This is a genomic window from Pantoea sp. App145, assembly GCF_047947045.1.
Lineage (GTDB): Bacteria > Pseudomonadota > Gammaproteobacteria > Enterobacterales > Enterobacteriaceae > Pantoea.
The window spans coordinates 12,762-29,759 of sequence record NZ_CP133291.1 but is presented as its reverse complement, the minus strand read 5'-3'; the positions used below and the strand labels follow the sequence as shown (position 1 = coordinate 29,759).

The window sequence follows — 16,998 nt, the reverse complement described above, 5'->3', positions numbered from 1 at the left end:
AGTGCATCCTTAGGTTAAGTGCCAGAGAGTTTTCTTGCGCATCAGGGCGACGCTACCGGACAGCAACAACGCCAGAATCAGTAACAACAACAACGCGGCAAAGCTGGTGGCGGTTTCCAGCCGGGCATTGGACTGCATCATCAGGTAGCCCAGTCCTTCGCTCGCGCCAACCCATTCGCCAATCACCACACCAATCGGTGCCAGCACCACCGCCATCTGCAGGCCGGAAAAGAACTGCGGCAGCGCGGCTGGCCAGCGTACCTGCCAGAAGAGACGAAAACGCGATGAGTTGAGGGTCTGTGCCAGCTCCAGCCAGCCCGGCGGGGTGCGACACAAGCCGTCAAACAACGACAGGCACAGCGGGAAGAACAGGATCAACGCCGCCACCACCACTTTGGACGCGATGCCAAACCCCAGCCACAGCACCAGCAACGGAGCCAGCGCAAACACCGGAATCGCCTGGCTGGCAGTGACCAGTGGAAATAACAAACGGCGCAATGTCGTGCTGGCAGCCATCAGCACCGCCAATACCACCCCCGCACCGACGCCCAGCAGCAACGCCAGCACAATCTCCGCCAGCGTGTACAGCATGTGATGCCATAACAGTTGACGGTGTACCCACAGGGCTTCCAGCACCGCCTCAGGTGAAGGCAGCAGAAATTTGGGCACACCGCTGCGCAGCGCCAGCAACCAGCCGCACAGCAACACTGCCAGCAGATAAACGGCGCTAAACAGATTCTTTTTCATCTTGATTCAATCGGGTAAAAAGATGGCCCTGCGCCAGCAACAGGCCGGGATCGTCAATCGGACGAGGTACCTGCCCGTCTGGCACCGACCAGCGTTCAATATGCAACGGCTGCCCACTGAGCAGCAGAATGTCATCGGCCATGCGGCAGGCTTCCAGCGGATCGTGCGTCACCAGCAGCACGGTTTTGCCTTGTAACAGGGTCGCCGTCAGGGTTTGCAAGCTGAGTTTGGTCATCACGTCAAGGGTGGCAAAAGGTTCATCCATCAGCACCACATCCCGTTGCGCGTAAAGGGTGCGAGCCAAAGCCACGCGCTGACGCATGCCGCCCGACAGGGTATCAGGCCGGGCATTGGCGACCTGCACCAGTTTCACCTGCTCCAGCAGATGCCGTGCCCGCTCCGGTTCGGGTTTGTCGCCTTTCAGACGCGCCGCCAGCATCACGTTGTCCAGCACCGATAACCACGGAAAAAGCAAATCCTGTTGCCCCATCCAGGCCACACTGGCCGCAACGCCACTAATGCGCCCCTGCTGTGGCTGGAGCAAGCCCGCCACCAGCCGCAGCAGCGTGCTTTTACCGATGCCACTGCGTCCCAGCATCACCGTGGTTTTACCGCCACGCAGCCGCAGATTCAGCTGCTGGCACAGCGGCTGTGCTCCCCAGCTAAAGCCAAGATCGTGCAGCGTGATATCCTGGCTCATGATCGATTCGCTGCCAGAATGGCCAGCTGCGCACAACCGCGCTGCGCCAGCGTCGTGGCGGCCTGCGCCGCACGAATACCGCTGGCGCAGACCAGTACAATGCGCCGGTCTTGCGGGGGTTGCCATGCGTCAAGCTGTTGCGGCAGGATGCGCTGCGCACATGCCGCCACACTGACCGGTGCTTCTTCGCGGCTGCGCAGTTCTACTATGCAGTCCTCCGCCGTGAGGAGCTGCGTATCAATAAACGGCACCCAGGGTTGATCCGGCTCCGCAGCCCGATCAAAACGGAACTGGCGAAAGTGCCAGTGCACAAAATCACAGTTCACCAGACAACCGAGCGGTGAAGGTTGCAGGCCAAGCAATACGCTCAGCGCCATTTGCGCCTGCATCGCGCCCAGTGTCGCCACTGCTGGCCCCATCACCCCGGCGGTATTGCAGTTCGCGGCGCTGGTGGGTAACTGCGGGAACACCGCACGATAGCTGGGGGCTGCGCCGCAGAATCCCCCCACATAGCCCTGACGCCCCAGGACCGAAGCGCTGATCAGCGGTATCCCCGCCGGATAACAGGCATCCGATAACTGATAAGTGACGGCAAAGTTATCTGCCGCATCGATAACCAGATCGATGTTGCTGAGTGCCTGCTGCACATTGCTGGCCGTCAGCGGCTGCGGCACCGGTTCCACCTGCACCTGTGGATTTCGCCGCAGCAGCGCACGCTGGGCGCTGGCGACTTTCGATTGCTGCACATCCTGCATATCAAACAACGTCTGCCGATGCAGATTATGCAGCGCCACCGTATCGTCGTCATACAGGCGGATAAAACCCACGCCCGCGCCCACCAGCAGCGGCAGCAGCGTCGAACCCAATCCACCTGCCCCCACCACCAGCACCCGCGCCCCGGCCAGCCGCTGCTGACCCTGCTCACCAATCTCCGGCAACATCGTCTGACGTTGATAGCGATCCATAGGGACTCTCCTCAGCAAAGATTCGCCAGACCAAAAACCGGGGTCGAAGGCACCGCCATATCGCGTTTTTCCATCAGCCCGCCGTCGCACGCCGCTTTCCCGGCCTCAATGGCCTGGCGGAACGCCGTCGCCATCAGCACCGGATCGCCCGCTTTCGCCACCGCGGTATTCAGCAAAACAGCATCAAAACCCAGCTCCATCGCCTGCGCTGCCTGTGATGGTGCACCAATGCCCGCGTCAATAATCAGCGGGATATCGGTAAACCAGGCACGCATCGCCCGCAAGCCATCAATATTGCGCAGCCCCTGACCGGAACCGATGGGCGCGCCCCACGGCATCAGCACTTCGCAGCCTGCTTCCAGCAGTTTTTCGCCGACAATCAGGTCTTCCGTGGTATAGGGGAAGACCTGGAAACCCTCGGCGCACAGAATGCGCGCCGCTTCTACCAGCGCAAAAGGATCCGGCTGCAGCGTATCGGCATGGCCGATCACCTCCAGCTTGATCCATGGCGTGTTAAATAATTCACGCGCCATATGCGCGGTGGTCACCGCCTCCTGTACCGTATGGCAACCGGCGGTATTCGGCAGCACGCGCCTATCCAGCTGCGCCAGCAATTCACGAAATGCCGCACCGGCGACACCTTCACGCCGCAGGCTGACGGTGATGATTTCACTGCCCGAGGCGACAATCGCCTGTTGCAGAATCGCCGGGGAGGGATAACCTGCCGTGCCCAGTAAAAAACGTGATTGTGGTTCAAAGCCGTAAAACATGATTTAGCCTCCCTGCATCGGTGATAACACTTCCAGCTGACATCCTTCTTCCAGCAGCTGGCTGTCGTACTGTGTTCTGGGCACAAACATGCCGTTAAACGCCGTGGCAACGCAGGCAGCATCAATTTGCTGCTCACGTAGCAACTCGCTCAGGGTGCTGGCGGCAGTCAGCACCTGGCGACCATTAAGCTGGATTTTCATAACGATGTTCCTCAGACAGACGCTGCATCAGCTGTTCCGCCATCAGCGGTGCCAGCAGGAAACCATGGCGATACATGCCGTTCAGATAAAAAGTGTCATTTTGATAGTGGATTTCCGGCAGATTGGCCGGATACGCCGGGCGCAGACCGCTGGCGTTTTCGATAATGCGGGCTTCGGCTAACGCCGGATGAAGGGTATAAGCCGCACTGAGGAGTTCCATCATGGCACGTGCGCTGATGGCGCTGGCATCATGGCTCTCCACCATAGTGGCACCGAGCATAAAATGGCCGCCACGGCGGGGCACCAGATAGCAGGGAAAACGCGGATGCAGCAGACGAATCGGGCGTGAGAACTGCACCTCTGCGCTGTGCAAAATCAGCATTTCACCGCGTACCGCGCGCAGACGCGGCAGCTCAGAGGCAGCGTGGATGCCGCGGCAATCAATCACTTGCCCGGAGGCTTTGCCGCTGTGAAACGTCACCCCACGCTGCTGTAATTTTTCACGCATCTCAGCCAGCGCCAGACGCGGATCAAGATGGGCTTCCTGGGAGAAAAATAAACCCCGCGCGAAACGACCGGCCAGTGCCGGTTCCACTGCGGCCGGATCCACCCATTGATGCTGTTCCGTCATGCGGGCAAAACGGTTCAGCTCCTGGTTATCACGCACGGGTGCCACCACCAGCGTACCCTGATGTTCGACGCTGCTGACCCGTTGCTGCCACCACGCAGCAGCATGCTGACCAAGATCAATCACCGCACGCGGCGCACTTTCGGCTTCACACCAGGGCGCAAGCATTCCGCCCGCGAACCAGGATGCCGGAGTGCGATTCGCATCGACAATCACTTCGGTCTGTTCACCGCGTTCCGCTAACAGGGTCGCCACGCACAGGCCCGTCACACCGCCGCCAATCACCGACCAGCGATTCATAACGGACATTCCGGAAAAGAAACAGGAGATTGCATATCGGCCTCTCAGTCATTGCACTGAGACCCGGATACAGGAGAAGGGAAATAGCATACGTTGCACGGAAACGCCCCGCTGCCAGACAGCCTGCGATGCAGGTTGTCAGTCTTCCTACGCCAGTATCAACTGGGTCAGGTTCAAAGGGTCGCTAAGCCGCGCAATGCGCTTTTAGCCTCTCAGTCTCTCTGGCGAGACTCCCCCGACGCGTCTATTTGTATTGTAGTCGTCTGACTTCGTCAAGCATCAGCACCGCAACAAAGCCTAACCGATCAAAATCTCCTGTTTCAGGATCATGCGCTTTTCTCCACGATTGCCTGGTATGCTCTCGAGATCTGGATTAATAGAAACAACGTCTGGCAGGAAAATTATGTGTGCTGATTCAGTGATTTCCGCCATCCTGGTGTGCGTATTTGGCGTGATTATTTTGTGGTGTGTCTTACGCCCGTGAAAGGGCAGGACGTCGCGGGGATGGTAATGGATTTGCTGCTACCACTAAAGGGAGGCACTCACGCCTCCCCTCTTCTACTTATTAACGCTGCGGATGATTCACTTCCAGCGGACGCAGGTCAAACAACAGCACTTCCGCGTCTTTTCCGTTGGTGAATTGCAGCGCGGTTTCGTTACGTACACGCGCACCGTCGCCTTCGTTGAACACCACACCGTTCACCTCAATGCTGCCGCGTGCCACATGGATGTAGGCGTAGCGATCGGCATCCAGCGCAAAGGTCTGCTGCTCTGCACCGTTAAACAATCCGGCATAGATTCGGATGTCCTGACGCACGCTCAGTGAACCTTCATCACCCTGCGGTGAAACAATCAGACGCAGCTGACCACGTTTGTCGCTTTCTGCCACCGATACCTGCTGGTAACCTGGCTGCGTACCGCGTTCTGCCGGGACAATCCAGATTTGCAGGAAATGGACGTTTTCCGCTTTCGAGTGGTTGAACTCGCTGTGCGTTACGCCGCTTCCGGCACTCATCAGCTGTACATCACCGGGGACAATCACCGAACCGGTGCCCATGGAATCTTTATGCTCCAGTGCCCCTTCCAGCACATAGGAGATGATCTCCATGTTGCTGTGCGGATGAGCGCCAAAACCCCGTCCCGGTGCGACACGGTCATCGTTAATCACCAGCAAATCGGAGAAACCGGTTTGTTTCGGATCCCAGTAGTTGGCAAAAGAAAACGTGTGGCGTGAGTTCAACCAGCCGTGGTCACCGAGGCCGCGCTGGGCTGACAGTCTTTGTTCAATCATGGTCTGCTCCTCAAATTTGTTGGCGGAAGACGATATTGCTTCCTGATGTGACTCAGTATACGTAAACTGAATCGCCCAACAATGTGTTGCATTGACAATGACCGTCACAAATAAGTGGACAATATGCAGATAGACGACCTCCGCATTTATGTCGCCGTGATTAAAGCCGGCAACTTCACCGCCGCCGCAGAACAGCTGCTGCTTTCCAAACAATATGTCAGCCGCCGCATCGCCGCGCTGGAAGAAACACTCGGCGCACGCCTGCTCAATCGCAACACGCGTAAGTTGTCAGTGACGGATAACGGCCAACTGTTTGCCCGCCATGCACAACGCATTCTTGATGATGTTCAGGAGGCAGAGCTGGCCGTGTCAGGACGCCGCCAGGTTTTACAGGGCAGTTTTCGTCTCAGCGTGCCGATGTCGTTCGGCATCAGCCATCTGTCGCCGTTTATCGCTGAATTTCTCAGCCTGCATCCGGCGCTGCAATTCCAGGTCGAACTGGCGGACCGGTATGTCGATATGATTGGCGAAGGCTTCGATATGGCGATTCGTATCGGCACATTGCCCGACTCAACGCTGATCGCCAAAAAACTGGGGGAGTTCCGCCGGGTGATCTGCGCCAGCCCCAGCTACCTGCAAGGGGCCGATGCCCCGCGTCGCCCAGAAGATTTGCTGGATCATGCCTGTCTGCGCTACGGTCGCGAAAGCCAGACCGGCTGGGAGCTCTTTCAGGGGGAAAAACGTGAGGTGATTAACGTGCAGGGGCCGATGGTCAGCAATAACGGTGAAATGCTGCGCGATGCCGCAATTGCCGGGCTGGGGTTGATCCTGCTACCGGAATTTATCGTTGCCCCCGCCCTCGCCAGTGGTGACCTGATCACCGTGCTGGATGACTGGCACCCCTCCTCGCTCAGCCTGAATGCGCTCTATCCGCAGCATCGCCAGCGCAGCGAGGTCAACCGGGTGTTTATGGCGTTTTTGCAACAGAAGCTGGCGTAGCGGCACATTTTATCGCCAGCTTAGGCTGGAGGTTTATCCGTGGCCTGGCTATATTAATCATTCTGACCATTTTGATTAAAAGGTGCGTTATGGAAACCATTACCGCTCAGGTAGCTAAAACTCAATTTGGCGAGTTGCTTATGAAAGCACAACGTGAACCTGTTGAGATCAGTAAACATGGCAAGCGTGTGGCTATCGTTATGTCCGCTGAGGAATATGATCAGATAGAGACATTGAAGCTACAGATGCTACGCGAAAAACTGGCTCGCGCTGAAGCCGATATTGCGAATGGTCGCTCAATGGAGGGTGATCAATTCTTTAACCAACTGATGAAAGAGTTTGATGACGAATGACGCTGATCATATCGCAGGAAGCGCAGCAGGATATTAGCGACATTCGTCGCTACACGGTTAACAAATGGGGTAAGGCAAAGGCTATAGAGTATATTTTGCAACTCCAGCTCGCTATGAAAACATTGGAAAGATCTCCGCAACTGGGCATCGAACGCGAAGAAATACGCGCCGATGCACGCAGTTTTCCTTGTGGCAAACACATCATTTTTTATCGTGTGATCCCAAATGGTGTTGCGATCACCGCGGTACTGAGCCAGCTTCAGGATCCAAAGAGATATCTTTAGACACCGCTTCTCCAGCCAGCAACGCCGCTCCGAGCATACCGCCATGATGGGCAAAGGCTCCCGGCACCACTAATGGCTGAGCACTGCGGCGTAACACATAACCTTGCACCGCCGCATCCAGCGCCGCGATCAGAGGTGACACCGAAGCCAGGCCACCACCCACCACCACCACTGAAGCCCCGGTGAGATTGATGCAGTACGCCAGCGGCTGGCTGACCAACTGTAGCCAGGCGCTGATGGTTTGTCCGGCCAGTGCCTCCTGACGTTGCCAGCGCGCAATAATGTCGAGGCTGCTGACGGATTCGTCATGCAAAGTGCGATGCAGATTTTCCATGCCACGCGCACCCCCGTAGCTATCGAGGCAGCCCCGTTGTCCACACGGACAGAGCTGGCGTGGCAGGCGTCGCCATTCACCGCCAATCTCAACTTCCGTCAGTGTGATCGGGCCATGCCCCCATTCGCCGGTTAACCCATTTTGTCCGATAATAATGCGGCCATTCGCCACCAGGCCGCCGCCGACGCCAGAACCGAGGATCGCGCCAAACACCACCCTGTGGCCCCGCCCCGCCCCGGCCAGCGCTTCGGCATAAGTAAAGCAGTCCGCATCGTTATGGACGATCACTTCACGTTGTAGTTCGTCAGCCAGTTCTCGTGCCAGGTTGCGTTGATGGAAGGCCGGAATATTGCTGGCAAAGATCTCACCGCTATCGGGTGCCACAATCCCGGCGGTGGAAATCGCTACCGGGCTGCTGGCGCTAAAATGCTGCTGATGCTGGTCGATCATCGTTCGGATTAACCGCGTGAACTCAAGCCAGGACGTGGTTGGCATGTTTTCCTGCCCGAGCAGAGCCAATTCACCGTTGCCCGTCACCATCCCCAATTTGATAAATGAACCACCTAAATCGAAACAGATCACCGCAGGTTGCTGTGTATTCATAAACGCTTATCCATCACATCGCGTAAGCCGTCACCCAGCACGTTAAAGCCAAGTACGGTAATCAGAATGGCCAGGCCAGGGAAAAGGGAGACGTAAATGTTGAGTCCGAGGAAGTTGCGTCCATCGCTCATCATAGTGCCCCACTCCGGCATCGGGGGCTGCACCCCCAGCCCGAGGAATGACAGGCTGGCAGCCGACAACACCACCGCTCCGGCCGTCAGGGTCGATTGCACAATCAGCGGACCGATCGCGTTGCGCAAAATATAGTGGGTGATAATGCGCGGATAACGCACCCCCAGCATATGCGCCGCTTCGATGTACTCCATATTTTTCAGCCCCAGCGTCAGATTGCGGCTGAGACGGGCATAAACCGGGATGGAGAATAACGAGATGGCGATCAGCATATTGGTCAGCCCTTCGCCGAGTACACTGACAATCAGAATCGCCAGTACGATACCCGGAAAGGCAAAAATCACGTCCATCATCCACATAATCGCCGCGTCGATTTTGCGCCCCGCCAGACCCGAAATGATACCGAGCGGAATGCCAATCACCATCGAAATCGCCACGCTCAGGCACACCTCAAATAACGAGATACGCGCCCCATAAATCACGCGCGCGAAGATATCACGGCCATAATCGTCAGTGCCAAACCAGTGCGCGGCGGAGGGTGCCTGTAAGGTATTCAGTAAATCCTGTTCGATCGGATCCCAATGGGTGATCAGCGGGGCCAGCAGTGCCGCCAGCACCACCACCAGCACCAATCCACCGCCAATCGCAATCGACGGATATGCCGCCAGGAAACGCAACAGCTGCCTGCTGCGCGATCGGCGCGACACCAGGGAAGTTTCGATGCTGTTCATCAGTCGAACCTTATTTTTGGATTCAGCAAGCCGATGAGAATTTCCCCCACCAGATTCATCAGCACCACACCGGTAACGGCCACCAGGGTGACACCCTGAATCACCGGGTAGTCACGATAGCGCACCGAATCCACCAGCAAACGACCAATGCCCGGCCAGTTGAACACCGATTCCGTCACCACCGCACCGCCAATCAGGCTGCCGAAATTCAACGCCACGATGGTCACAATGGGGATCAGGGCGTTGCGTAACGCGTGTTTCCAGTGGATGCTGCGCGCCGACAACCCCTTAGCCCTGGCGGTGCGAATGTAGTCCTGACTTAATACATCCAGCATGCTGGAACGCGTCATGCGGGCGATCATCGCCATTGGCAAAATCGCCAGCGTCACGGTGGGCATGATGTAATTACGCCACGAATCGGCTCCCAGCAGCGGTAGCCAGCCGAGTTGTACCGCAAAATAGTTCATCGCCAGCAGCGCCAGCCAGAAGTTGGCAATCGACGCTCCGGCAATGGTCAGCACCATCACCACCTGATCCGGAATGCGCTGGCGATAAATCGCCCCGGTCATCCCGGCGGGTACGCCAATCGCTATCGCCAGCAGGTAAGCCAGTGCCGCCAGCGATAAGGTATAAGGCAGCCGTTCACTGATCTCGCTGATGACCGGACGTTGCGACTGCAACGACATCCCCAGATTGCCGTGCAGCGCTTCCGCTGCAAACTTCACATATTGCAGCGGCAGCGGCTGGTCAAGACCCAGACGGATGCGCATGTTATCCACCGCTTCCTGCGGTGCTTCCGGCCCCGCCATCAGACGTGCCGGATCGCCCGGCAGCGCACGGATGGCGATAAAAACGATGATGGACACCCCGAATATAATCAACGGCAGTGAAAGCACCTTTTTCGCGACATACGCTTTCATAGCAACTCGCCTGGGTTATTTTTTGACGGCATCCCGCACCACTAACTGACCACCCGGCTGCATGGTCACGCCGCTGATATTTTTCCGCGCTGCATACAGGTCATCCTGGTAGAACAGCAGCACCTGCGGTGCCAGCGCGCTGATGCGTTTCTGCGCGTCGAAGTAGAGTGCTTTGCGTTTGGCATCATCCATGGTGGAGGCGGCGGTATCGATCAGATCATCGGTTTGCTTATCGCTAAAGAAACCAAGGTTGGCGCCACCCGGAGCGAAGCTGCTGGTGTGGTACAACGGGCGCAGTTGCAGGTCAGAACCGTACAGGCCGGATGACCATGAAGCCAGCACCGCATCAGTGCCCTGCGAGGCTTTCTCTTTTGCATCGGCGAAGGCCGCTTTGGTCCAGACACCACTTTCCATCTGGCGCACATTCAGCTTCACGCCAATTTTACTCCACATGCCCTGCAACACCTGCGCAGTGCGTGCATCTGGTGCCTGCACCGCAATCGACATGGCAAAGCCATCGGCATAACCCGCCGCTTTCAGCAGGTCTTTAGCTTTCTGCAGATCAAAGGGATAGTCATGCAGGCTTTTATCGTAGTTCACATCAACCGGTGCCAGCGCCGAGTTGGCGGGCTGGGCATAACCAAACATCACTGCCTTGCTCAGCGCCTGCTGATCGGTGGCGAAGTTCAGCGCCTGACGCACGCGGACATCGCTCAACGCTTTACTTTGCGTATTAAGATCAACCCAGAACACCGCCGCACCCGGCGATTGTTTCAGGTTGATGTTGGGATTGTTTTTTAACATGCCGGCGAATTGTGGTGGCACCGGGTTAATAATATCGACCTGGCCGGACTGCAGCGCCATATTCATCACCGAAGGCTCACTGCTCCACGTCCATTTTATTTCATCCGGCCCGGATGATTTACCCCAGTAATCCGCGTTCTTTTGTTCCAGCACGTATTCGCCGGATTTATATTGCACCAGCTTATAAGGCCCGGTGCCATCCGCTTTATTATTGATGCTGCCATCTTTATCCGCTTTGGGGCTGACCATTAATCCTGGCCCCGACGCCAGTACCGTCAAAAATGCCGGGTTTATTTTTTTCAGCTGAAATTCCACCGTCAGATCGTCTTTTTTCTTCACGTCCTGAACAAAGGTGCGGATTTTACCGCTGGCGGCCAGGCCGCGTTTGGTATCGAGATGGCGTTGAAAGTTTTCCACCACTGCATCGGCGTTAAAGGGCGTGCCATCATGGAATTTTACGTTGGGACGCAGTTTAAAAGTCCAGTTCAGCCCGCTGGCATCGCTACTCCAGGAGAGCGCCAGCGCCGGAACTGCCTTACCATCATCACCCAGCCGCGTCAGGCCTTCATACATCGGGTCCAGCACCGTACCGGTAAAGGTGGCAGTCTGATTACCCGGATCCATGCTGCGTGGCGGTTCGTTCTGCATAATAACCAGTTGGCTGGCAAACGCAGAGGCGCTGGCAAATAGCGACATCATGCAGCCCGCGAGAGTAATAACCCTGAAACGCTTAAGTGTGCTTTCCATGAAGGCCCTCAGATACGATTGGTGAATTATCCAGGCCATATAAGGCACAACTCCCAAACAAAAGCCAATAGGTTAGTTCATATATTTTACTTATATCTCGATCCAGGTTCAGAAAATTAACTAAATGCCGTTGTATTTGTTCCTATGACTTATTATTGTCAGTGAAACAGTGCTTTGATCGCAGGACTCTTAATGCTCAATGCTCATCAGCAACAAATCATTCGTCTGCTTATTGCCTCACATGGCATGAGCCGCACGGCTATTGCGCAGAAGATGAAAATGAGTAAAGCGGCCATTAGCACCCTGATTAAAGAGATGCTCAATGCCGGTTTGCTGGAAGAAAGTATTCCTGAAGCCACCGGGCAGGGTCGCCCTTCCGTGTTATTAAAAATGCGCGCCGATAGCGCTTATTTTCTTGGCGCGTCGTTGCTCGGTGAACAAATTACCCTGGTGTTGATCGATATGCATGGGCACGTGCTGGCAAGCAGCGTGCTGCCCCTGAATCTCGACCCGCAACAACTCATCCAGGCCATTGCCGCAGCCATCCCCCCGCTGGTACAGAGCAAGGGTATCTCACCGGATCAACTGATTGGCCTTGGCGTTACGCTTTCCGGCTTTGTCGATGAACACCAGGCAGTCTGCGTGCAATCAGCCCTGCTCGGCTGGAAAAATGTCGCCCTGGCAGAGATGCTGAAGCAGGCAACCGGGCTGGAGGTGTCGCTGGAAAATGATGCCAAAGCCCTGGCGGTGAGTGAGAAGATCTTCGGGCTGGCGAAGAAAGTTCGCAACTTCACCCTGATTTCGCACAGCGATGGCATCGGTTCGGCGCACTTTTTTCAGGGGCAACTGCATCGCGGTGCCCACGGTGGTGCCGGAGAAATTGCCCATTGCACCATTGAGCCCGGCGGCCACCCCTGTCGCTGCGGTAAACGCGGCTGTCTCGACACTCTGGCATCCTTAACTGCCATCCGCGAAAACATGCGCGAGAAAGCGCTCGATGCCGTAACCCTGGCGGAGCTGGAAAATCTGGCGGTGAAAGGCAGCAGTGCGGCGATTGCCATTCTGCACCGCGCGGGTAATGCGCTCGGCCTTGCCATTGCCAATATCATTCAGATGAACGACCCGGAATTGATCGTGATTGCCCATCATCCCGGCGCGTTTGATGGCTTGCTGAAAACCGTGGTGATGCAGGCCATTGATGCCAATGTCTTACCTTCCATCATGGGTAAGACGCCGATTTCGACCATCGTTCTCAGCGACGAAAGCTGGGCCAGAGCCGCTGCCAGTGTGGCGGCCTATCGTTTTTTAATTCATTTACCCGAGTAACGGAGGCGGCAATGCGCATTGCTTTTGGTGGTATTCATACTGAGTGCAGTACCTATAACCCGGTGCTGAATTATGCTGACGACTTCCGTATTCTGCGCGGCGATGAACTCACGGCGAGTCCTTATTTTGCCTTTCTTGCCGATTACGATGCCCTCTTCCTGCCGACCTTTCATGCCCGCGCCATCGCCGGTGGTCCGGTCGCACGCGTCACTTACGAAGATTTTAAGCAGGATTTCTTAAGCCGACTGGCGACGTTGTTGCCCGTAGATGGCGTGTACCTGGCGATGCACGGCGCGGTCTACGTTGAAGGAATGGAAGACGCCGAGGGTGACTGGATTGCCGCCACCCGTGAGCTGGTGGGTGACGATTGCCCGATCAGCGTCAGCTATGATCTGCACGGTAACGTCACGCAACGCATCATCGATGCGATCGATATGTTCTCCACCTACCGCACTGCGCCGCATATCGATGTGGAGGAAACCATGCGTCGCTCAGTCGCGATGCTGGTGAAAAGCCTGCACAGCGGCGTGAAACCAGGCGTTGTCTGGGCACCGATTCCGGTGGTGTTGCCTGGCGAACGCACCAGTACCGAAGATGAACCGGCGAAAAGCCTGTATGCCCGCCTGCCCGCCATTAACGCGATCGATCATATCTGGGATGCCTCACTGATGGTGGGTTACGTCTGGGCCGATGAACCGCGCGCAACGGCGGCAGCCATCATGACGGGTACCGATGCCGATGTGCTGGCTGAACAGGCGGCAAAACTGGCGCTGGCGTACTGGCAGGCCCGAGAACAATTCAGCTTTGGTTGTGTCACCGGCAGCACTGAGGAGTGTGTACGGATGGCGATGGCCAGCCCTACCCATCCGGTGATTCTGGCGGATTCCGGTGATAACCCCACCGGAGGCGGTGTTGGCGATCGCGGCGATATGCTGGCCGAGTTGATTCGCCAGGGCGCACAGGGGGTGATTGTCGCCGGTATCACTGATAAGCCGGCGACCGACGCGGCTTTTGCTGCCGGAGTTGGCGCAACGCTGCCATTGACCATCGGCGCGACACTCGATCCGGCGGGTGGCAAGGCCAGTGCGCAATTTGTGGTGACTCACCTGGTGGATGACACACGATCCATCGCGAAACAGGCGCTGCTGCAAACGGGTGGCATTACCGTGGTGGTCGCTGACAGACGCCGTCCCTACCATAATCTGGCGGATTTTGCGCTGCTGGGGTTGGATCCGGCCACCGCCAATATTGTGGTAGTAAAATCCGGTTATCTGTCCCCCGAACTGGCACCGCTGGCCAATCCTAACCTGATGGCGCTATCAGAAGGCGTGGTCGATCAGTATGTCGAACGTCTGGTCCGAAAGCGTAAGACTCAGCCTGCTTATCCTTTTGATACCGATTTTGATTTCCTGCCGGTAAGCACCCTGTCAGCACGCTTTATGGCAGAGCCGCAGCCATGAAGACGCAGGAACCGGTGCTGCGCATAGAAAATCTGTCAGTGGCGTTTCGCCACGAGGATCACTGGCGCGAAGTGGTGAATAACGTCTCATTTGACATTCACGCTGGCGAAACGCTGGCGATTGTCGGTGAATCCGGCTCCGGTAAAAGCGTCACGTCTATGGCGATCATGCGCCTGCTGAATACCCGTCATGCGCGCATCACCGGTAAGGTGCAGTTCAACGGCAGTGATTTGCTGCTGCTGAGCGAAGCCGCCATGCGCGATATTCGCGGCAATGCCGTGGCGATGATTTTTCAGGAGCCAATGACCAGCCTGAATCCTTCGTTCACCATCGGTCATCAGATTGCCGAGGTGCTGATCACGCACCGGAAAATTTCGTCGCGAGCCGCCAGAGAAGCAACGATTCGTTTGCTGGAAAAGGTACGCATCCCGAATGCCGCGAAACGCTTTGATGACTATCCACACCATTTTTCGGGTGGGATGCGTCAGCGGGTGATGATCGCGATGGCGCTGGCGTTAAGACCCAAATTGCTGATTGCCGATGAGCCCACCACAGCGCTGGATGTCACCATCCAGGGGCAAATTCTTGATCTGATTAAAACCCTGCAGGAAGAAGAAGGCACTGCGGTGCTGTTTATCACGCACGATATGGGCGTGGTGGCCGAAGTCTCAGACCGAACGCTAGTGATGTATCAGGGCGATGTCGTGGAGACCGGCACCACCGCCGCCATCTTCTCCGCCCCGTCGGCGGAATATACGCGCACGCTGATTGCCACCGTCCCTCAGCTCGGGGCGATGCGCGGTATCGCGGGACCACGTAAGTTTTCGGATCCTCACTCACCTTGTGCGATGCCGCGCTTGTCGGCGCAACCGTTGCTGTCGGTGAAAAATCTCACTACCCGTTTCAGTATCCATGAGGGCCTGTTTAGTCGCAAAACCGGTGCGGTCCACGCGGTGGAAAATATCTCTTTCGACCTGATGCCAGGTGAAACCCTGTCGCTGGTGGGTGAATCAGGCTGTGGTAAATCCACCACCGGTCGCTCCCTCACCCGTCTGACCCGCGCCGCTTCCGGTCAGGTAGAGTTTGACGGTTATGATGTGCTCAGTCTCGGCCCGGACGAATTACGCAAACTGCGTTGCGCAATGCAGATGATTTTTCAGGATCCCTTCGCCAGCCTGAACCCGCGCATGTCAGTGCAGGAAGCGCTGACCGAGCCCTTTTTGCAGCATCGGTTGGGCAGCAAAGCCCAGGCAATACAAAAAGCCGCTGAACTGATGGAGCGTGTGGGATTGTCGGCAACGATGCTGAAAAGATATCCGCACGAATTTTCCGGCGGCCAGCGGCAACGTATCTGCATCGCGCGTGCGTTAATGCTGGACCCGAAAATGATCATTGCCGACGAATCGGTTTCAGCGCTGGACGTGACGGTGAAAGCGCAAATCATTAACCTGCTGCTCGATTTACAGCAAACCCTGGGCTTGTCGTATCTGTTTATTTCTCACGATATGGCGGTGGTGGAACGCATCAGCCATCGGGTGGCAGTGATGCTGTTGGGTGAGATTGTCGAGATTGGCCCGCGCGCGGCAATTTTTGAAAACCCGCAGCATGATTACACCCGTAAACTGCTCTCCTCGGTGCCAGTACCGGATCCGGCACGCCGCCAGCTCAGACGACATCTGGAGGTCAGCGAGCTGAAAAGCCCGGTCCGGCCACTGGGTTATGTGCCGGAAACACGTCGCTATCGCGAAGTCAGCACCGGGCATTGGGTGATGGATCAGTAAATTGCACGGATCCGTAGCGGCGCGATTTATCGCGCATTCCCGTGCGCCGTGCCGGGAAAATGCGTTACGTTATAAGGATTGCTACCCGCTACTTTATCAAGGAATGTTGTGTGTCTCATTTTAATCAATATGGTCAACCCGTAGGGTTTGCTCTGCCGGACTGGCAGCCCGTCGCGCGTCCCTCCGTCACCCCCCTGGTGGGGCGGTTTTGTACGCTGCAACCTTTACAGACCGGACACTGCGCATCGCTGTTTGCGGCATTTTCTCAGGCTGAAGACGATCGCGACTGGACATGGCTGGGTGCCGAACAACCCCACTCGCTGGAAGAGATGCAGCGCTGGGTCGCACACAAAATTGCTGATGCCTTGCTGGTACCTTATGCCGTCATCAGCCATGCCAGCCAACAGGCGGTAGGTGTGGTGTGTTTCGCCAATATTGACCAACAAAATGGCGCGCTTGAAATCGGCCATGTGACCTGGTCACCGCTGATGCAGCGTAATGTGCTGGGCACGGAGGCATTGTTTCTGCTGCTGGCCCAGGCCTTCACGCTGGGCTATCGTCGGGTGGCGTGGCGCTGCGACTCGCTGAACCATGCATCGCGTCGCGCGGCGGAACGCATCGGCTTCACGTTTGAAGGCCGCTTTCGCCAGGCAATGACACGCAAACAACGCAACCGTGATACTGACTGGCTGTCGATTATTGATACCGAATGGCCTGTCATTTATCAGGCGATAACGCGTTGGATAGACGAAGAAAATATTGATAATTCAGGGCAACAAATTTTTCCATTACATCGATTCCTTAAGCGAAATTAATTTTCTCACTCAGGATTTCCCTTGCTGAAATAGCGGTTATAAATCAAGTGCAATCCAGTAAAATAACCGCCTGTTTCGCATGGAAATAACCCAATACATTTGTAACA

Annotated in this window: 18 protein-coding genes and 1 riboswitch; of the genes, 7 read left to right on the top strand and 11 right to left on the bottom strand. The window is 56.5% G+C overall.

Translation table 11 applies throughout. The features are described 5' to 3' along the window. Positions 1-9 precede the first annotated feature (9 nt). From RCF31_RS20060 to RCF31_RS20030, 7 genes are all read right to left on the bottom strand, one after another. Complete coding sequence (locus tag RCF31_RS20060) at positions 10-747, bottom strand: ABC transporter permease (RefSeq protein ID WP_299450696.1); 738 nt, start codon at positions 745-747, stop codon at positions 10-12. Continuing rightward, entirely contained in the window at positions 728-1,447 is a 720-nt protein-coding gene (locus RCF31_RS20055; protein WP_416413564.1) for an ABC transporter ATP-binding protein, read from the bottom strand. Before RCF31_RS20055 ends, RCF31_RS20060 begins: the two co-directional genes overlap by 20 nt. Beyond that, complete coding sequence (locus RCF31_RS20050; protein WP_416413563.1) at positions 1,444-2,412, bottom strand: ThiF family adenylyltransferase; 969 nt, start codon at positions 2,410-2,412, stop codon at positions 1,444-1,446. Before RCF31_RS20050 ends, RCF31_RS20055 begins: the two co-directional genes overlap by 4 nt. 11 nt (positions 2,413-2,423) lie before the next feature. Beyond that, complete coding sequence (locus RCF31_RS20045) at positions 2,424-3,182, bottom strand: thiazole synthase (RefSeq protein WP_416413561.1); 759 nt, start codon at positions 3,180-3,182, stop codon at positions 2,424-2,426. A gap of 3 nt (positions 3,183-3,185) precedes the next feature. Then, positions 3,186-3,383, bottom strand: coding sequence for a sulfur carrier protein ThiS (gene thiS / locus RCF31_RS20040; RefSeq protein ID WP_299450690.1), 198 nt, complete (start codon positions 3,381-3,383; stop codon positions 3,186-3,188). Then, positions 3,367-4,311 (bottom strand): FAD-dependent oxidoreductase, encoded by a 945-nt coding sequence (locus RCF31_RS20035; RefSeq protein ID WP_416413560.1) that lies wholly within the window; start codon positions 4,309-4,311, stop codon positions 3,367-3,369. Before RCF31_RS20035 ends, thiS begins: the two co-directional genes overlap by 17 nt. 127 nt (positions 4,312-4,438) lie before the next feature. Continuing rightward, positions 4,439-4,558, bottom strand: a riboswitch (TPP riboswitch). Positions 4,559-4,876: 318 nt separating this feature from the next. Beyond that, the gene (locus RCF31_RS20030; RefSeq protein WP_416413559.1) at positions 4,877-5,602 is read right to left on the bottom strand and encodes a pirin family protein; all 726 of its coding nucleotides are present in this window, start codon (positions 5,600-5,602) and stop codon (positions 4,877-4,879) included. 123 nt (positions 5,603-5,725) lie between these two features. Here RCF31_RS20030 and RCF31_RS20025 point away from each other — a divergent pair, with 123 nt between their 5' ends. From RCF31_RS20025 to RCF31_RS20015, 3 genes are all read left to right on the top strand, one after another. Beyond that, positions 5,726-6,601: a LysR family transcriptional regulator gene (locus tag RCF31_RS20025; protein WP_299450685.1), complete on the top strand. Its 876-nt coding sequence runs from the start codon at positions 5,726-5,728 to the stop codon at positions 6,599-6,601. 89 nt (positions 6,602-6,690) lie between these two features. Next, on the top strand, positions 6,691-6,954 hold the full coding sequence (locus tag RCF31_RS20020; RefSeq protein ID WP_416413558.1) for a type II toxin-antitoxin system Phd/YefM family antitoxin: 264 nt from the start codon (positions 6,691-6,693) through the stop codon (positions 6,952-6,954). Continuing rightward, positions 6,951-7,238 carry a type II toxin-antitoxin system RelE/ParE family toxin gene (locus tag RCF31_RS20015; protein WP_416413557.1) on the top strand — a complete coding sequence of 96 codons (288 nt, stop codon included), beginning with the start codon at positions 6,951-6,953 and terminating at the stop codon, positions 7,236-7,238. Before RCF31_RS20020 ends, RCF31_RS20015 begins: the two co-directional genes overlap by 4 nt. On the opposite strand, the gene RCF31_RS20010 is transcribed toward RCF31_RS20015, so the two are convergent. Genes RCF31_RS20010 through RCF31_RS19995 form a run of 4 tightly spaced genes read right to left on the bottom strand, consistent with a single transcriptional unit; the run spans position 7,192 to position 11,509 of the window. After that, positions 7,192-8,175, bottom strand: a complete 984-nt coding sequence (locus RCF31_RS20010; RefSeq protein ID WP_416413556.1) for an ROK family protein — start codon at positions 8,173-8,175, stop codon at positions 7,192-7,194. The two genes, RCF31_RS20015 and RCF31_RS20010, sit on opposite strands and share 47 nt — an antisense overlap. Then, entirely contained in the window at positions 8,172-9,038 is an 867-nt protein-coding gene (locus RCF31_RS20005; protein WP_416413555.1) for an ABC transporter permease, read from the bottom strand. Before RCF31_RS20005 ends, RCF31_RS20010 begins: the two co-directional genes overlap by 4 nt. Further along, the gene (locus RCF31_RS20000; protein WP_299450674.1) at positions 9,038-9,958 is read right to left on the bottom strand and encodes an ABC transporter permease; all 921 of its coding nucleotides are present in this window, start codon (positions 9,956-9,958) and stop codon (positions 9,038-9,040) included. The genes RCF31_RS20005 and RCF31_RS20000 overlap by 1 nt, the downstream gene beginning before the upstream one ends. 15 nt (positions 9,959-9,973) lie before the next feature. Next, on the bottom strand, positions 9,974-11,509 hold the full coding sequence (locus RCF31_RS19995; protein ID WP_416413554.1) for an ABC transporter substrate-binding protein: 1,536 nt from the start codon (positions 11,507-11,509) through the stop codon (positions 9,974-9,976). Between the two features lie 192 nt (positions 11,510-11,701). On the opposite strand from RCF31_RS19995, the gene RCF31_RS19990 reads away from it, so the two are divergent. The 4 genes from RCF31_RS19990 to RCF31_RS19975 all read left to right on the top strand — a co-directional run bounded on the left by RCF31_RS19990 (position 11,702) and on the right by RCF31_RS19975 (position 16,891). After that, a complete protein-coding gene (locus RCF31_RS19990; RefSeq protein WP_416413553.1) occupies positions 11,702-12,835 on the top strand; it encodes an ROK family protein in 1,134 nt (377 codons plus the stop codon). Positions 12,836-12,846: 11 nt separating this feature from the next. Continuing rightward, positions 12,847-14,295, top strand: coding sequence for a M81 family metallopeptidase (locus RCF31_RS19985; RefSeq protein ID WP_416413552.1), 1,449 nt, complete (start codon positions 12,847-12,849; stop codon positions 14,293-14,295). After that, the gene (locus RCF31_RS19980) at positions 14,292-16,076 is read left to right on the top strand and encodes an ABC transporter ATP-binding protein (protein ID WP_416413551.1); all 1,785 of its coding nucleotides are present in this window, start codon (positions 14,292-14,294) and stop codon (positions 16,074-16,076) included. The genes RCF31_RS19985 and RCF31_RS19980 overlap by 4 nt, the downstream gene beginning before the upstream one ends. A gap of 110 nt (positions 16,077-16,186) precedes the next feature. Beyond that, the gene (locus RCF31_RS19975) at positions 16,187-16,891 is read left to right on the top strand and encodes a GNAT family N-acetyltransferase (RefSeq protein ID WP_416413550.1); all 705 of its coding nucleotides are present in this window, start codon (positions 16,187-16,189) and stop codon (positions 16,889-16,891) included. The last annotated feature ends 107 nt before the right edge of the window (positions 16,892-16,998 follow it).

Excerpts from the sequence above, each read along its gene's own strand:
- RCF31_RS20060 (WP_299450696.1), bottom strand. The coding sequence starts at position 747 with ATGAAAAAGAATCTGTTTAGCGCCGTTTATCTGCTGGCAGTGTTGCTG.
- RCF31_RS20055 (WP_416413564.1), bottom strand. The coding sequence starts at position 1,447 with ATGAGCCAGGATATCACGCTGCACGATCTTGGCTTTAGCTGGGGAGCA.
- RCF31_RS20050 (WP_416413563.1), bottom strand. The coding sequence starts at position 2,412 with ATGGATCGCTATCAACGTCAGACGATGTTGCCGGAGATTGGTGAGCAG.
- RCF31_RS20045 (WP_416413561.1), bottom strand. The coding sequence starts at position 3,182 with ATGTTTTACGGCTTTGAACCACAATCACGTTTTTTACTGGGCACGGCA.
- thiS (WP_299450690.1), bottom strand. The coding sequence starts at position 3,383 with ATGAAAATCCAGCTTAATGGTCGCCAGGTGCTGACTGCCGCCAGCACC.
- RCF31_RS20035 (WP_416413560.1), bottom strand. The coding sequence starts at position 4,311 with ATGAATCGCTGGTCGGTGATTGGCGGCGGTGTGACGGGCCTGTGCGTG.
- RCF31_RS20030 (WP_416413559.1), bottom strand. The coding sequence starts at position 5,602 with ATGATTGAACAAAGACTGTCAGCCCAGCGCGGCCTCGGTGACCACGGC.
- RCF31_RS20025 (WP_299450685.1), top strand. The coding sequence starts at position 5,726 with ATGCAGATAGACGACCTCCGCATTTATGTCGCCGTGATTAAAGCCGGC.
- RCF31_RS20020 (WP_416413558.1), top strand. The coding sequence starts at position 6,691 with ATGGAAACCATTACCGCTCAGGTAGCTAAAACTCAATTTGGCGAGTTG.
- RCF31_RS20015 (WP_416413557.1), top strand. The coding sequence starts at position 6,951 with ATGACGCTGATCATATCGCAGGAAGCGCAGCAGGATATTAGCGACATT.
- RCF31_RS20010 (WP_416413556.1), bottom strand. The coding sequence starts at position 8,175 with ATGAATACACAGCAACCTGCGGTGATCTGTTTCGATTTAGGTGGTTCA.
- RCF31_RS20005 (WP_416413555.1), bottom strand. The coding sequence starts at position 9,038 with ATGAACAGCATCGAAACTTCCCTGGTGTCGCGCCGATCGCGCAGCAGG.
- RCF31_RS20000 (WP_299450674.1), bottom strand. The coding sequence starts at position 9,958 with ATGAAAGCGTATGTCGCGAAAAAGGTGCTTTCACTGCCGTTGATTATA.
- RCF31_RS19995 (WP_416413554.1), bottom strand. The coding sequence starts at position 11,509 with ATGGAAAGCACACTTAAGCGTTTCAGGGTTATTACTCTCGCGGGCTGC.
- RCF31_RS19990 (WP_416413553.1), top strand. The coding sequence starts at position 11,702 with ATGCTCAATGCTCATCAGCAACAAATCATTCGTCTGCTTATTGCCTCA.
- RCF31_RS19985 (WP_416413552.1), top strand. The coding sequence starts at position 12,847 with ATGCGCATTGCTTTTGGTGGTATTCATACTGAGTGCAGTACCTATAAC.
- RCF31_RS19980 (WP_416413551.1), top strand. The coding sequence starts at position 14,292 with ATGAAGACGCAGGAACCGGTGCTGCGCATAGAAAATCTGTCAGTGGCG.